A 13,504-nucleotide genomic window follows, 5' to 3' on the forward strand; every position below is an offset into this window, starting at 1 on the left:
ACCCATGACCACCGCCATGACCGCAAACGTCACCGATCTCTACCCCAGCCGCGGCGCCACCGAGGTGTCGACCCCGCGCCAGGACCCCGTCGTGTGGGGCTCCCCCGATACGCCGGGCCCGATCGCGACCACCGAACTCCAGTCCTTCGAGCGCGACGGCTTCCTCGCCATCGACCAGCTCATCACCGAGGACGAGGTCGCGGTCTACGCGCAGGAGCTGGAGCGGCTGGTCACCGACCCGGGGATCCGTGCGGACGAGCGCTCGATCATCGAGCCGAAGTCCAAGGAGATCCGGTCCGTCTTCGAAGTGCACCGGATCAGCGAGGTGTTCGCGCGTCTGGTGCGCGACGAGCGGGTCGTCGGCCGGGCACGGCAGATCCTCGGCTCGGACGTGTACGTCCACCAGTCGCGGATCAACGTCAAGCCGGGCTTCGGGGCGAGCGGCTTCTACTGGCACTCGGACTTCGAGACCTGGCACGCCGAGGACGGTCTGCCCAACATGCGGACGGTGTCCGTCTCGATCGCGCTGACCGAGAACTACGACACCAACGGCGGGCTCATGATCATGCCCGGCTCGCACCGGACCTTCCTCGGGTGTGCGGGAGCCACGCCGAAGGACAACTACAAGAAGTCCCTCCAGATGCAGGACGCGGGCACGCCCTCCGACGAGGCGCTGACCAAGATGGCCTCCGAGTACGGCATCAAGCTCTTCACGGGCAAGGCCGGTTCGGCGACCTGGTTCGACTGCAACTGCATGCACGGCTCCGGCGACAACATCACGCCGTTCCCGCGCAGCAACGTGTTCATCGTGTTCAACAGCGTCGAGAACGCGGCCGTGGAGCCTTTCGCGGCTCCGGTACGACGGCCTGAATTCATCGGCGCGCGGGACTTCACGCCGGTGAGGTGACGCTGCGCTGGGCTGGGCGGTGCGCCTGAGGGCTCGGGGGGCTGGTTGCGTGGCGAGTGCCGCTGCGTTGTGGCTGGTCGCGCCCACGCGGCGGAGCCGCAATCGATACAGCCCCGCGCCCCTCGGGCGGCTGCGCCGCCTGGGTCGCCCAACAGCTCGGGGGGCGCGGGTTGTGTGGCGAGTGCCGCTGTGTTGTGGCTGGTCGCGCCCACGCGGCGGAGCCGCACATCGGTACAGCCCCGCGCCCCTTGAGGCGGCTCCGCCGCCCCAGGGGCGCCCCGCCGGTGGTTCCTCAGGAGGACAGGACGTCCAACAGGCGTTCGACGTCGGCCGCCGTGTTGTAGAGGTGGAAGGCCGCGCGCAGGTTGCCCGCGCGGTTGGAGACCTCGATGCCGGCCGCGCTCAGATCGGGCTGGCGGTGGCCGAGTCCGGGCACGGAGACGATCGCCGAGCCGGGTGCGGGCACCGGTTCGTGGCCGAGGGTCGCGAGGCCCGCGCGGAAGCGGTCGGCGAGGTCGAGGTCGTGGGCCTGGATGGCGGACACGCCGAGTTCCTCGATGAGCTCCAGCGAGGTGCGCAGCCCGGCGTGGCTGAAGAGGCTGGGGCTGATGTCGAAGCGCCGGGCGGAGTGGGCGAGGTCCTGGACGGGGCCGTAGCAGCTGTCCCAGGGGAGCTCCCCGGCGACCCAGCCGGCGAGCAGCGGGGTCAGCCCGCCGAAGTCCTCGGGGACGACGCAGAACGCGGCCCCGTGCGGGCCCAGCAGCCACTTGAAACCGACGGCGGCGACGAAGTCGTGCTCGCCCGCCTCCAGCGGAAGCCAGCCCACCGACTGGGAGGCGTCGACGTAGGTGCGTGCCCCGTGCGCCTCGGCTGCCGCGCGCACCGCGGGCAGGTCGGCGATCCGGCCGTCGGCGGACTGGGCGGCGCTGACCGCGACGAGGGCGGTGTCCGGGCGGACGGACTCGGCGAGGCGCTCCAGCGGGAGGGCGCGGACCTTGAGGTCGCCGCGCATGTGGAAGGGGTTCACGAGGGAGGCGAAGTCGGCCTCCGCGGTGAGGACTTCGGCTCCGGCGGGCAGCGAGGCGGCGATCAGCCCGCCGTACTCGGCGACCGAGGCCCCGGTCGAGACCCGCTCGACGGGCACTCCGGCCAGCCGGGCGAAGGAGGCGCGGACGGCCTCCACGTCCTCGTACAGGGGACCGAGCGGCGTGCCCTCGGCCCGCATCCGCACGGCCCGGTCCAGGGCGGTGACGGTGCGGGCCGGCAGCAGGGCGTTGCTCGCGGTGTTGAGATAGACGTTCTTCGGGGCGAACTCGGCACGGACCAGGCTCTCGAAGGTCTCCATGGCTCCACTCTGAGCCCTGAACACCTCTTGGTCCATTGCGATTCTTTACGTGGTTTCGCTAAGCAACCCTTATAGATCCGCCTCGACCTGCGTGTTCGCTCAGCGGCTCAGCGCTGCGGCACCGCGCACCCGTCGGGGCCGCAGGCGTCCGCGTCACCCTGGTCGATGAGCTGAAGCGGCGACCGGTCGCCCCACGCCTGCGTCAGCGCCTGTGTGAAGACCTCGGCGGGCTGGGCGCCGGAGACTCCGAACTTGCGGTCCAGGACGAAGAACGGCACACCGCCCGCGCCGAGCTCGGCGGCCTCGCGCTCGTCGGCGCGGACGTCGTCGGCATAGGCGTCCGGGTCGGCGAGGACGTTTCGGACGTCGTCGGCGTCGAGCCCGGCGGCGACGGCCAGTTCCACGAGCCGCTCGTCGCCCTCGGCGAAGACGGACCGCTCCTCGGCGAAGTTCGCCCGGTAGAAGGCCTGGATCAGTGCGTCCTGCCTGCCCTGCTCCTTGGCGAGGTGGAGCAGCCGGTGCATGTCGAAGGTGTTGCCGTGGTCGCGGCCCTCGGTGCGGTAGTCGAGTCCCTCCGCGGCGGCCTGCGCGCCGAGGTTCTCCTCGCCGGCCTGCGCCTGGGCCTCGCTCATGCCGTACTTCCTGGTGAGCATGGTGATCACGGGCTGGATGTCGCCCTTGGCGCGCCCGGGGTCCAGCTCGAACGAGCGGTGCACCACCTCGACCTGGTCGCGGTGCGGGAAGGCGTCGAGCGCCTTCTCGAAGCGGGCCTTGCCCACGTAGCACCAAGGGCAGGCGATGTCGCTCCAGATCTCGACGCGCATGTCTGTGGCTCTCTCCAGTCGTACGGTTCGGAGACTCCCTCCGCTAAGTGTGTGAACCTTCAATCAGCCGGCTTCATTCCCCGGTGACGGAGAAGCGCAGAAAGAGATGGTGGTCGCCCTCGGCGGGCGGGTTCTCCGGGTCCGGGACCCAGCCCTGACGGGCGTAGAAGCCCTGGGCGCGCCGGTTGCCGACATGCACGTCCAGCACGGACGTCCGCTTGCCGTCGGCCCGCCACTCCTCGACGCAGGCCGCGTGCAGGGCGGCGCCTACGCCGGAGCGCCAGTGGTCGGGGTCGACATGGAACTGGAACAGCTTGACCGTGTCGGCGGGGGCGCCCTCCGGAGTACGGAAGGAGGCCAGCCCGATGATCCGTCCCTTCTCGACGACGCACAGCACATGCCCCTCCGGCCGCGCGATGGCGCTCCGCCAGGCGGCGAGCCAGTCGGTGCCGTCCTGCGGAATCCCGTCGGGGTAGTACGTCGCCCGGGCGCGGGCGTGCAGCGCGACGACGTCCTCGACCTCGGCGGGCACGACGGTGCGAATCACACGACCTGCGGTCATTCGGTCACTGATCATGCATCGGAGGACGTGCCTCCCGCAGCGCCGGTTCCAAGCCGGCTGAACCGCCGCCGGCGCGGCCCGGCTCGCCGTGACCGGGCAGCTCAGCTTCCGTCTCTCAGGTCCTTCGGCCAGTCGGGCCTGAACTCCAGGTGGTCGTACGTCACGACACACCCCTCCCCCATCGGCGACTGCGTCATGAAGCCGACCAGGGCGGCGTCGGTCTCCTTCTCCTCCCCCAGGGTGAAGAGCCGGACGAAGGTCCAGCGCTCGCCGTCGCGGGAGGCGTGGAAGGCGAAGGCCCGGCCGGTGCGGCTCACCCGCAGCCAGACCGAACTCCCCTCCACGGTGAAGGAGTTGGCGTCGTCGGAGTGCCCCCGGGTGACCACCGTGCAGACGGTGGGCACGTCCGGGGAGTACTCCAGGCAGAGCTTGGCCCAGGCCCGCTCCCCGACATGGACGTAGAGCACCCCGGCGTCGAAGGCGGCGGCGAAGCCGACGGTGACGCGGGCGATCAGCTGGAAGTCGCCCTCGGGCGCGCCGAGCAGACGCGGCGCGTCCGAGGCCGGGTCGAGGCCCTCGCCGGTGGGCGGCACGAAGCGGTCCTGGCGGGGGCCCGCCCATCCGGAGAGGATGCCGTCCTCGTAGGCCCAGTGGCCGTCGGGGCCGTAGGTGCGGAGGGGAAAGGGCAGTTCAGGAAGTTCCACGTCCATCCCCAGAGTCTTTCAGTTTCCCCTCCGCCATGTGGCCCTTAATTCGTTCAGCGTTCGAGCTGACCGTTGAACCGCCGCGGCAGCCCCAGCGGGTTGTCGTCCCGCAGCTCCGGCGGCAGCAGCGCCTCAGGGGCACCCTGGTACGCGACCGGCCGCATCCAGCGCTCGATGGCCGTACCGCCGACGGACGTCGACGTGGAGGTCGTCGCCGGGTAGGGGCCGCCGTGATGCTGGGCCGCCGCGACGGCGACGCCCGTCGGCCACCCGTTCACCAGCACGCGCCCGGCCAGCGGCGTCAGCTCCGCGAGGATCTCCGCTCCGCGGCCCTCGCCCGCCGCCTCCTCGGCGGAGAGGTGAACCGTCGCCGTGAGGTTGCCGGGCAGCCGGGACAGCACGGCCTGGGCCTGCGCGTCGTCGTCGTAGCGGACCACGACGGTCACCGGGCCGAAGCACTCCTCCAGCAGGAGGTCGTACGAGCCCTCGCTGGTCAGCTTCTCGGCGGCCACCGTCAGGAAGCCGGCGCTGACGGTGTGCTCGCCGCCGGCGCCCGGCGTCACCGGGGTCTCCACGTCGGGGAGCTCGGCACGCTCGGCGACCCCGGCGATGAAGTTGTCCCGCATCCGGTGGTCGAGGAGGACACCGGCGTCGGTGTCGCTGACCGCGTCCGTGAGCGACTTGACCAGACCGTCGCCCGCGGCGCCGGACGGCACCAGCACCAGGCCCGGCTTCACACAGAACTGTCCGACGCCCAGCGTCATGGACCCGGCCAGGCCCGCCCCGATCGCCTCGGCACGCTCGGTGGCCGCGGCCTCGGTGATCACGACGGGGTTCAGGGAGCCCAGCTCGCCGTGGAAGGGGATCGGGACCGGCCGCGCGGCCGCCGCGTCGAAGAGGGCGCGGCCGCCCCGGATCGAACCGGTGAAGCCGGCCGCGGTGATCAGCGGGTGCTTGATCAGCTCGATGCCGGCCTCGAAGCCGTGCACGAGACCGATGACACCTTCGGGGATGCCGTGCTCGGCGGCGGCCGTACGCAGGACCCTGGCGACCAGCTCCGACAGCGCGGGGTGGTCGGGGTGGGCCTTGACGACGACCGGGCAGCCCGCGCCCAGCGCGCTCGCGGTGTCACCGCCGGCGACGGAGAAGGCGAAGGGGAAGTTGGACGCCGAGTAGACGGCGACGACGCCCAGGGGCACCTTGTAGCGGCGCAGGTCCGGGATCGGCGGGGTCGCGGTGTCGTCGGGGTGGTTGATCACGACGTCGAGGAAGGCGCCCTCGTCGACGATGTCCGCGAAGGCCCGCAGCTGGTAGCAGGTGCGGGCGAGTTCGCCGGTGAGCCGGACCGGGCCGAGCGCGGTCTCGGCGTCGGCCGCCTCGACGAGCTGGTCCTTGGCTCCCTGGAGCCGGTCGGCCGCGGTACGCAGGAAGGCCGCGCGGACCGTGCGGTCGGCGAGGGCGCCGCGCGCGTCGTGCGCGGCGCGGACGGCGGCGTCCACCTCCTGGGCTGTGGCCTCCACCGCAACCTCTTCACGCTGCTTCCCGGTTCGGGGGTCGACACTCCAGACTGGTGCTGCTGCCACCGCAGGTCCCTCCACACATGTATTGCCGCAGTACGGGGTCATCCACCAGGGTCGTTCGATATACTGAACGCTGTCTCTGATGATGAATATGTTGTGGAGACTATTTCCCGTCGAACGAAGGGGTCAAGGGCGATGTCGGCTGGCGAGACGGGCGGCGGGGCGCAGGTCAAGTCCGCGGTACGGACGGTTGAACTGCTGGAATACTTCGCCGGGCGCCCCGGCATGCACTCCCTCGCCTCGGTCCAGGAGGCCGTCGGATACCCGAAGTCCAGCCTCTACATGTTGCTGCGCACGCTCGTCGAGCTGGGCTGGGTGGAGACGGACGCGACGGGCACGCGGTACGGCATCGGCGTCCGGGCGCTGCTGGTCGGCACCTCCTACATCGACGGCGACGAGGTGGTCGCGGCGGCCCGCCCCACGCTCGACCGCCTGTCGGACGACACGACCGAGACGATCCACCTGGCCCGTCTCGACGGCACGAACGTCGTCTATCTGGCCACCCGACAGTCCCAGCACTATCTGCGCCCCTTCACCCGGGTCGGCCGCCGCCTCCCGGCGCACTCCACCTCCCTCGGCAAGGCGCTGCTGAGCACCTACTCGGACGAACAGGTCCGCAAGCTGCTCCCGGAGACGCTGCCCGCGCTGACCGAGAACACGATCACCGACCGCGAGAAGCTCATAGAGGAGCTCCACCAGGTCCGTGAGCAGGGCTTCGCCGTGGACCGCGAGGAGAACACACTGGGGCTGCGCTGCTTCGGCGTGGCGATTCCGTACCGCACGCCGGCCCGCGACGCGATCAGCTGCTCGGTACCGGTGGCCCGGCTGACCCCCGCCCACGAGCAGATGGTGAAGGACGCGCTGTTCGACGCGCGGGACCGACTGACGCTGGCCACTCGCAGGCTCTGACGCCCTCGGAGGCGCCGGCTCCCTCGTCGGCTGCGACTTCCCTCGTAGGCTCTGACCCCATGGATGTGGAACTCCGCGAGGTGCACGACAGCGATCTGCCGGTCTTCTACCGGCAGATGAACGACCCCGAGGCCCTGCGCATGGCGGCCTTCACCCCCAGGGATCCCGCAGACCGGGACGCCTTCGACGAGCACTGGAAACGGATCCGGTCCTCGGCGGACGTCCTGCGCACCATCCTGGTCGACGGTGACGTGGTGGGCAGCGCGGCCGTGTACGGAGAGCCGGGCGAGCGGGAGGTGACGTACTGGGTGGACCGTGCGTACTGGGGCCGCGGCATCGCGACGACCGCCCTGCGCGGGCTGCTCACCGAGGTTCCCGAACGCCCGCTGTACGCGCGTGCGGCGGCGGACAACGAGGGCTCGCTGCGGGTGCTGCACAAGTGCGGGTTCCGGGTGACCGCGCAGGCGAGGGGCTTCGCCAACGCACGCGGCGAGGAGATCGACGAGGTCGTCCTCCACCTGGAGGGCTGAGGGCCTCTCCCCCGTCAGGCGGAGACGGATCATCGCCGTGCAGGAGGTGCCGACCGGCGCTGTCGCGGGAGCGTGGCCGTATGACGCAGACACTCGCTCCCGCCCGGGAGACCGGCCACACCCTCGGGCTCGGCAGGTTCCGTCGCGCCCTGCGGGCCGTCGCCATCGTCTCCTGCGTGCCGTATCTCTCGCTCAAGGTCGCCTGGATCGCGGGGAGTCGGACCGGTATCCCGGACGGCAGCTCCCTGCTGGAGCACCGGGCGAGCATGGCCGTCGCCAACAGCGTCACGGTGCTCATGGACGCGGCCGTCATCGTGCTCGCGCTGGTACTGACCCGGCCGTGGGGGCTGCGCGCGCCCGCGTGGCTGCTCGGCCTCCCCGCATGGGTGGCCACCGGGCTGCTCGCGCCGATCACGGCCGGGTTTCCGCTCCAGCTCCTGGTCGACCTGCTCGGCGGTTCCCGGGCGTCCTCCGGCGGCGGGGACGCCGAACCCTTCCTCGACGCCTGGGTCTTCGGGGTCGTCTACACCGGGTTCATCGTGCAGGGACTCACCCTGGGCGCCCTGTTCGTGCTGTACGCCCGCGACCGCTGGGGCCGGTTGTGGGAGGGCCGGGTCTGGGAGCTTCCGGTCGGCCTCATCGGGGCGGCCCAGCGTGCCGTCGCCGTCGCGGCGGCCGTCTGCGCGCTGCTGCCGCTGCTGACCCACCTCCTGTGGGCGGGCGGCGGCACCGCGGGGCTCGACGAGCGTCATGTCACCGGCCGCACCAGCGGCTTCTACGTCATGGAGGCCCTGTCCGTCGTGTTCCTCGCCATGGCCGTCATCGGCGGCCTCCTCCTCGCGTTCCGGCGCGGCCGCACGCTGCCCGTCCTGGTGCCGCTCGCTCTCGCCTGGGTCGGCTCCGCCGCCACCGTCTGCTGGGCGGCCTGGCTGTCGCTGGCCCCGCTCACCGACGTCGCCGACGGCCCGGCACCGCTGCTGAACCTCACTTACGCTGGCCAGATGATCGTCGGCATCCTCGTCGCCTGCCTCGGCGTCCACTTCCTCGCGGAGCGCGACGCGAGCCGGAAACGTCGTACGGCGTGAGCCGGTTCAGCGGGGCCAGCCGGTTCAGCCGGTCCTACCGGTTCCTGTTCGGGCGGCGGGCGCGCCGGCGCTGGATCCATCTGATCCTCGGCGGCGCGCTCGCCATGCCGTACGTCTTCGTCGGCCAGCTCGTCGTCGGCCCCGCCACCGACTCCCGGTACGTCTTCAACGACCTGCCCCTGCAACTGCTCTCCTTCGCCGTCGGATTGCCCCTGGCCGCGCTCACCGCCGCCCTGTTCCCGCTGACCCGGTCCCTGGAGGCGGGTGCGGTGCGGTCGCTGTGCGGGGTCGACGCGGGGCTGCTGGCGTACGGCCCGGCCCGGACACGGGCGGCGAAGGGGCGGGCGGCGGCCTGGTTCACCCTGCATCTCGGGTTCGGCGGGGTCATCTCGGGGATGTCGCTGGCGGTGCCGCCGTTCGCGGGCTTCCTCGCCGCGCTGCCGCTGATCGTCTGGGCGGGCGGCGCCGAGGCCGTCGAGCTGCCCGCATCCCTGGACCGGCCCTGGGTGCTGGCGTGTGCGCCGGTGGCGGGTCTGGCGACGCTGCTCGCCCTCGCCGGCTGCGCGGCCGTCGCCGGGGCGCTGCTCGCCCGCTGGGCACCCGCGTTGCTCGGCCCCACGCCCGAGGACCGGCTCGCGGCGGCCGAGGCGCGCGCCGCCGACCTCGCGGTCCGCAACCGGCTCGCGCGCGAGCTGCACGACTCCGTCGGCCACGCCCTGAGTGCCGTCACCCTCCAGGCGAGCGCGGCCCGCAGAGTCCTCGACAGCGACCCGGAGTTCGTCCGCGAAGCGCTCGCCGCGATCGAGGACACGACCCGGCGTTCGGTCGCTGAACTCGACGCCGTCCTGGGCGTGTTGCGCGACGGCGACACACCCGGTACAGCGCCCGCGCCCACCCTCGCCGCCGACCTCGCCGGCCTGCTGCGCCGCACCCGCGCGGCCGGGCTGCGGGTGACGGCCCGGGTCGACGCCGACCCCGAGGCACTGCCGCCCGTCCTGTCCCGCGAGGCCTACCGCATCGTGCAGGAGGGGTTGAGCAACGCCCTCAAGCACGCCGGTGAGCGGACGAGCGTGTCCCTGCGGATCGGGGTCGCCGACGAGCACCTGGAGATCGCCGTCGAGAACCCCCTGACCGACGCCCCGGCCCACTCCTCCCCCTGCCGCCCCGGCGGCGGCCACGGCCTGCGCGGCATCGCCGACCGGGCCCGGCTGCTGGGCGGCACCGCACAGGCCGGTGCCGCCGAGGGGACGTGGCGGCTGACCGTACGACTGCCCATGAAGGGATCCGTATGACGACCCGCCCGCCCGTCCGCGTCGTCCTCGCCGACGACGAGCGCATGGTGCGCACCGCCCTGCGCGCCATCCTCTCCGTCGAGCCCGACCTGGAGGTGGTCGGGGAGGCGGCCACCGGGGCCGAGGCGGTGTCCGTGGTGCGGGAGCTGCGGCCCGACGTGGTCCTGATGGACGTGCGTATGCCCGGCATCGACGGTATCCGGGCCACCGAGCAGATCCTCGCCACGCTCGACGAACCGCCCCGCATCGTAGTCGTCACCACCTTCGAGAACGACTCCTACGTGTACGACGCGCTGCGCGCCGGAGCCGCCGGGTTCCTGCTGAAGCGGGCGGACGCCGACGCGCTGGTGCAGGCCGTACGGCTGGTCTCGCACACCGACACCCTGCTGTTCCCGGCGGCCGTACGCACCCTGGCGGCCGAGCACGCACGCGCGTACCCGGCGCCGCCGCCCTGGGTGGCGCGGCTCACCTGCCGGGAGAGCGAGGTGCTGCGGCTGATGGCGCAGGGCCTGACCAACGCGGAGATCGCGCGGCGCATGGAGGTCGGTCCGGCCACCGTGAAGTCGCATGTGGCGGCGATCCTCGCGAAGACCGGCACCCGGGACCGTACCCAGGCGGTCATCGCCGCGTACGAGGCGGGCTTCATGAACGCCCGATGAGAAAAAGGGGTGGAAGGGAACGTTCCGCCCCATCCTGATCGTCCTTCGGAGTGGGATGAACAAGACGATCAGGCGGGCGTCCGTCTTCGCGCTGCTGCTGGTGTTCGCTCTGCTGGTCAGGGCGACGTGGGTGCAGTTCTACGAAGGCCAGGCGCTCGCGGACGACAAGGACAACCGGCGGAACACGATCGCGCTGTACAGCGAGCCGCTCGGCAACATCATCGTGGGCGGAGAGGCCGTCACCGGCTCGGCGCCGATGACGAGCGGCGACCTCGCGTACAAGCGGACGTACAAGGACGGCGCGCTGTACGCGGCGGTCACCGGGTACAGCTCGCAGGCGTTCGGGGCGACGCAGCTGGAGGGCGTCTACCGGGACCTGCTCGACGGCACGGACAACCGGCTGAAGAGCGTCCTGGACACGGTCACCAACAAGCGGTCCGCCCCGGGCAACGTGATCACCACGATCGACCCGCAGGTGCAGAAGGCGGCCTACGGCGCGCTCGGCGACAACAAGGGCGCCGCCGTCGCGATCGACCCCACCACGGGGAAGATCCTGGCGGCCGTCTCCACTCCGTCGTACGACCCGTCGCGGATCACGACGGGTGACGCGGACGCCTGGAAGCAGCTGACCAAGGACGCCGACAAGCCGATGACGAACCGTGCGCTGCGCCAGCCGCTGCCTCCGGGTTCGACGTTCAAGCTGGTCGTGGCGGCGGCCGCGCTGGAGGACGGGCTGTACTCCTCGGTGGACGAGAGGACCGACAGCCCGGACCCGTACCCGCTGCCGGAGTCCAGCGACAAGCTGGGCAACGAGAACCCGTCCGCCCCCTGCGAGAACGCCTCGATCCGGGTGGCGCTCCAGTACTCGTGCAACAACGTCTTCGGGAAGATGGCCGTCAACCTGGGTCAGGACAAGGTCAGGGAGATGGCCGAGAAGTTCGGCTTCAACGACGAGGAGCAGGACGTGCCGGTGCGGGCGTACCCCAGCGTGTACCCCTCCGGCATGGACGAGGCGTCGACCGCCCTGACCGGCATCGGCCAGTTCGATGTCACCGCCACCCCGCTCCAGATGGCCATGGTGTCGGCCGCCATAGCCAACGACGGCAAGCTGGTCTCGCCGCACATGGTGTCCCAGATCACCGACGGCGGCGGCGATGTCCTGGAGAACTACGACGACGCCGCCGGCACCAAGGAGATCGTCAGCTCCGACACCGCCGAGCAGCTCCAGTCGGCGATGCAGACGGTCGTCGAGAAGGGCACGGGCACGAACGCGCAGATCTCGGGCGCGACGGTCGGCGGCAAGACGGGCACGGCCCAGCACGGCGCGAACAACAGCAAGACGCCGTACGCCTGGTTCACGTCCTACGGGAAGGCCGACGGCAAGGAGGTCGCCGTGGCGGTGATCGTGGAGCAGTCGAACGCGGAGCGCTCGGAGGTCAGCGGCAACGGGCTGGCCGCCCCCGTCGCCAAGAAGGTGATGGAGGCGGCACTGGAGGGCTGAAGGACCAGGACGTCTACTTGACGCCCAGGACCTGCTCGATCGGGTTGATCGCGAAGTACACCAGGAACAGCAGCGAGGTCCCCCACAGCAGCCAGTGGATCTCCTTCGCCTTGCCGAGCACCACCTTGATGACGACGTAGGCGACGAAGCCGGCCCCGATGCCGTTGGTGATGGAGTACGTGAACGGCATGACCGCGATGGTCAGGAACGCCGGGATGGCGATCTCGTACTTGTCCCAGTCGATGTGCTTGACCTGGGTCATCATCAGGAAGCCGACGGCGACCAGGGCGGGGGCGGCCGCCTGGAGCGGGACGATGGTGAGCAGCGGGGTCAGGAAGAGGGCCAGGGCGAAGAGGCCGCCGGTGACCAGGTTGGAGAAGCCGGTGCGCGCGCCCTCGCCGACGCCGGCCGCCGACTCGATGTAGGAGGTCGCCGACGACGAGGAGGCCGCGCCGCCCGCGGCCGCCGCGGCGCCGTCGATCAGCAGCACCCGGCCGAGGTTCGGCACCTTGCCCTGCTCGTCGAGGAGTCCGGCCTCGGCGCTGATGCCGACGACCGTGCCCATGGTGTCGAAGAAGTCGGACAGGACCAGGGTGAAGACGAGCAGGACGACGGTGATGGCGGTGGTCTCGCCGAAGGCGCCGAACAGGCTGAAGTCGCCGATGAGCCCGAAGTCCGGGGTGTCGACGATCTTGTCGGGCCAGGCGGGTGTGGTCAGGCCCCAGGCCTTGATGTCGGCGATCGAGTTGATGATCATCGCCGCGACCGTCATCGTCACGATGCTGATGAGGATGGCGCCCTTCACCTTGCGGGCCAGCAGGGCGATCGTCAGCAGCACGCCGAGGCAGAACACGAGGATCGGCCACCCGGTGAGCTGGCCGGTGCCGCCCAGCTGAACCGGCACGGTCGAGTTCGCGGCGTCCGGGATACGGCTGACGAAACCGGCGTCGACGAAGCCGATGAAGGCGATGAACAGACCGATACCGACGCTGATCGCCTGCTTGAGCGGTTGCGGTATGGCGTGCATGACGGCCTCGCGCAGTCCGGTGAGCACGAGCACGCAGATCAACACGCCTTCGAGGACGACGAGTCCCATCGCGTCGTCCCATGCCATGAGCGGGGCGATCTGGAAGGCGACGACGGCGTTCAGGCCCAGTCCTGCGGCGAGCGCGAGCGGAAGGTTGCCGCCGACGCCCATGATGATCGTCATGACCGCGGCCACCAGGGCGGTGGCGGTGGTGAGTTGGACGGCGTCCAGCTGGTGGCCGAACTTGTCCTTCGCGCTGCCGAGGATGATGGGATTCAGGACAAGGATGTAGGCCATCGTGAAGAACGTGGCGAAGCCGCCGCGTATCTCACGGGCGAAGGTGGAGCCCCGTTCGGAGATCTTGAAGTACCGGTCGACGCTGTTCACGCCTGGCGGCGGGGCACTTGACCGGTCGGCCACCTTCTGGGTCTCGGACATGGCTGTTGCTCCTTGCTGCCTGACGGGTCGGTGTGCGGATGCTGGCTGGATTGTTCCCGTGTTGAACGCGATTCGGGTTTTCTCCGTGTTACGGAATCAGGGCTGTTCACGTGCGGTGTATCACACGGTGTTCGAAGTCCC

At 71.0% G+C, this 13,504-nt stretch carries 13 protein-coding genes; 7 read left to right on the forward strand and 6 right to left on the reverse strand.

Translation table 11 applies throughout. The annotated features are described in order from the left end of the window. The first annotated feature begins 4 nt into the window (after window positions 1-4). Window positions 5-907, forward strand: coding sequence for an ectoine hydroxylase (gene thpD / locus KUM44_RS16575; protein WP_217208654.1), 903 nt, complete (start codon window positions 5-7; stop codon window positions 905-907). 292 nt (window positions 908-1,199) lie between these two features. Here thpD and KUM44_RS16580 read toward each other — a convergent pair whose 3' ends face one another. From KUM44_RS16580 to KUM44_RS16600, 5 genes are all read right to left on the reverse strand, one after another. Further along, window positions 1,200-2,252 carry an aminotransferase class V-fold PLP-dependent enzyme gene (locus tag KUM44_RS16580; RefSeq protein WP_217208655.1) on the reverse strand — a complete coding sequence of 351 codons (1,053 nt, stop codon included), beginning with the start codon at window positions 2,250-2,252 and terminating at the stop codon, window positions 1,200-1,202. Window positions 2,253-2,359: 107 nt separating this feature from the next. Then, window positions 2,360-3,076, reverse strand: a complete 717-nt coding sequence (locus KUM44_RS16585) for a DsbA family oxidoreductase (protein ID WP_217208656.1) — start codon at window positions 3,074-3,076, stop codon at window positions 2,360-2,362. Between the two features lie 73 nt (window positions 3,077-3,149). Next, entirely contained in the window at window positions 3,150-3,653 is a 504-nt protein-coding gene (locus KUM44_RS16590; protein WP_217208657.1) for a GNAT family N-acetyltransferase, read from the reverse strand. An 86-nt stretch (window positions 3,654-3,739) separates the two neighbouring features. Then, a complete protein-coding gene (locus tag KUM44_RS16595; RefSeq protein ID WP_048583637.1) occupies window positions 3,740-4,348 on the reverse strand; it encodes a DUF1349 domain-containing protein in 609 nt (202 codons plus the stop codon). Window positions 4,349-4,395: 47 nt separating this feature from the next. Beyond that, window positions 4,396-5,925 carry an aldehyde dehydrogenase (NADP(+)) gene (locus KUM44_RS16600; RefSeq protein ID WP_217208658.1) on the reverse strand — a complete coding sequence of 510 codons (1,530 nt, stop codon included), beginning with the start codon at window positions 5,923-5,925 and terminating at the stop codon, window positions 4,396-4,398. A gap of 132 nt (window positions 5,926-6,057) precedes the next feature. Here KUM44_RS16600 and KUM44_RS16605 point away from each other — a divergent pair, with 132 nt between their 5' ends. The 6 genes from KUM44_RS16605 to KUM44_RS16630 all read left to right on the forward strand — a co-directional run bounded on the left by KUM44_RS16605 (window position 6,058) and on the right by KUM44_RS16630 (window position 11,898). Next, the gene (locus KUM44_RS16605; protein WP_217208659.1) at window positions 6,058-6,831 is read left to right on the forward strand and encodes an IclR family transcriptional regulator; all 774 of its coding nucleotides are present in this window, start codon (window positions 6,058-6,060) and stop codon (window positions 6,829-6,831) included. Window positions 6,832-6,890: 59 nt separating this feature from the next. Next, window positions 6,891-7,361 (forward strand): GNAT family N-acetyltransferase, encoded by a 471-nt coding sequence (locus KUM44_RS16610; RefSeq protein WP_217208660.1) that lies wholly within the window; start codon window positions 6,891-6,893, stop codon window positions 7,359-7,361. Between the two features lie 80 nt (window positions 7,362-7,441). Beyond that, a complete protein-coding gene (locus KUM44_RS16615) occupies window positions 7,442-8,446 on the forward strand; it encodes a hypothetical protein (protein WP_217208661.1) in 1,005 nt (334 codons plus the stop codon). Continuing rightward, a complete protein-coding gene (locus KUM44_RS16620) occupies window positions 8,443-9,738 on the forward strand; it encodes a histidine kinase (RefSeq protein ID WP_217208662.1) in 1,296 nt (431 codons plus the stop codon). The genes KUM44_RS16615 and KUM44_RS16620 overlap by 4 nt, the downstream gene beginning before the upstream one ends. Continuing rightward, a complete protein-coding gene (locus KUM44_RS16625) occupies window positions 9,735-10,397 on the forward strand; it encodes a response regulator transcription factor (RefSeq protein WP_217208663.1) in 663 nt (220 codons plus the stop codon). The genes KUM44_RS16620 and KUM44_RS16625 overlap by 4 nt, the downstream gene beginning before the upstream one ends. A 55-nt stretch (window positions 10,398-10,452) precedes the next feature. Further along, window positions 10,453-11,898 carry a penicillin-binding protein 2 gene (locus tag KUM44_RS16630; RefSeq protein WP_217208664.1) on the forward strand — a complete coding sequence of 482 codons (1,446 nt, stop codon included), beginning with the start codon at window positions 10,453-10,455 and terminating at the stop codon, window positions 11,896-11,898. Window positions 11,899-11,911: 13 nt separating this feature from the next. Here KUM44_RS16630 and KUM44_RS16635 read toward each other — a convergent pair whose 3' ends face one another. Further along, window positions 11,912-13,363 carry an NCS2 family permease gene (locus KUM44_RS16635; RefSeq protein WP_217208665.1) on the reverse strand — a complete coding sequence of 484 codons (1,452 nt, stop codon included), beginning with the start codon at window positions 13,361-13,363 and terminating at the stop codon, window positions 11,912-11,914. Between the last annotated feature and the right edge of the window lie 141 nt (window positions 13,364-13,504).

Origin of the sequence: Streptomyces sp. AC550_RSS872 (assembly GCF_019049285.1) — a bacterium.
Taxonomy (GTDB): Bacteria; Actinomycetota; Actinomycetes; order Streptomycetales; family Streptomycetaceae; genus Streptomyces.

Excerpts from the sequence above, each read along its gene's own strand:
- thpD (WP_217208654.1), top strand. The coding sequence starts at position 5 with ATGACCACCGCCATGACCGCAAACGTCACCGATCTCTACCCCAGCCGC.
- KUM44_RS16580 (WP_217208655.1), bottom strand. The coding sequence starts at position 2,252 with ATGGAGACCTTCGAGAGCCTGGTCCGTGCCGAGTTCGCCCCGAAGAAC.
- KUM44_RS16585 (WP_217208656.1), bottom strand. The coding sequence starts at position 3,076 with ATGCGCGTCGAGATCTGGAGCGACATCGCCTGCCCTTGGTGCTACGTG.
- KUM44_RS16590 (WP_217208657.1), bottom strand. The coding sequence starts at position 3,653 with ATGATCAGTGACCGAATGACCGCAGGTCGTGTGATTCGCACCGTCGTG.
- KUM44_RS16595 (WP_048583637.1), bottom strand. The coding sequence starts at position 4,348 with ATGGACGTGGAACTTCCTGAACTGCCCTTTCCCCTCCGCACCTACGGC.
- KUM44_RS16605 (WP_217208659.1), top strand. The coding sequence starts at position 6,058 with ATGTCGGCTGGCGAGACGGGCGGCGGGGCGCAGGTCAAGTCCGCGGTA.
- KUM44_RS16610 (WP_217208660.1), top strand. The coding sequence starts at position 6,891 with ATGGATGTGGAACTCCGCGAGGTGCACGACAGCGATCTGCCGGTCTTC.
- KUM44_RS16615 (WP_217208661.1), top strand. The coding sequence starts at position 7,442 with ATGACGCAGACACTCGCTCCCGCCCGGGAGACCGGCCACACCCTCGGG.
- KUM44_RS16625 (WP_217208663.1), top strand. The coding sequence starts at position 9,735 with ATGACGACCCGCCCGCCCGTCCGCGTCGTCCTCGCCGACGACGAGCGC.
- KUM44_RS16630 (WP_217208664.1), top strand. The coding sequence starts at position 10,453 with ATGAACAAGACGATCAGGCGGGCGTCCGTCTTCGCGCTGCTGCTGGTG.
- KUM44_RS16635 (WP_217208665.1), bottom strand. The coding sequence starts at position 13,363 with ATGTCCGAGACCCAGAAGGTGGCCGACCGGTCAAGTGCCCCGCCGCCA.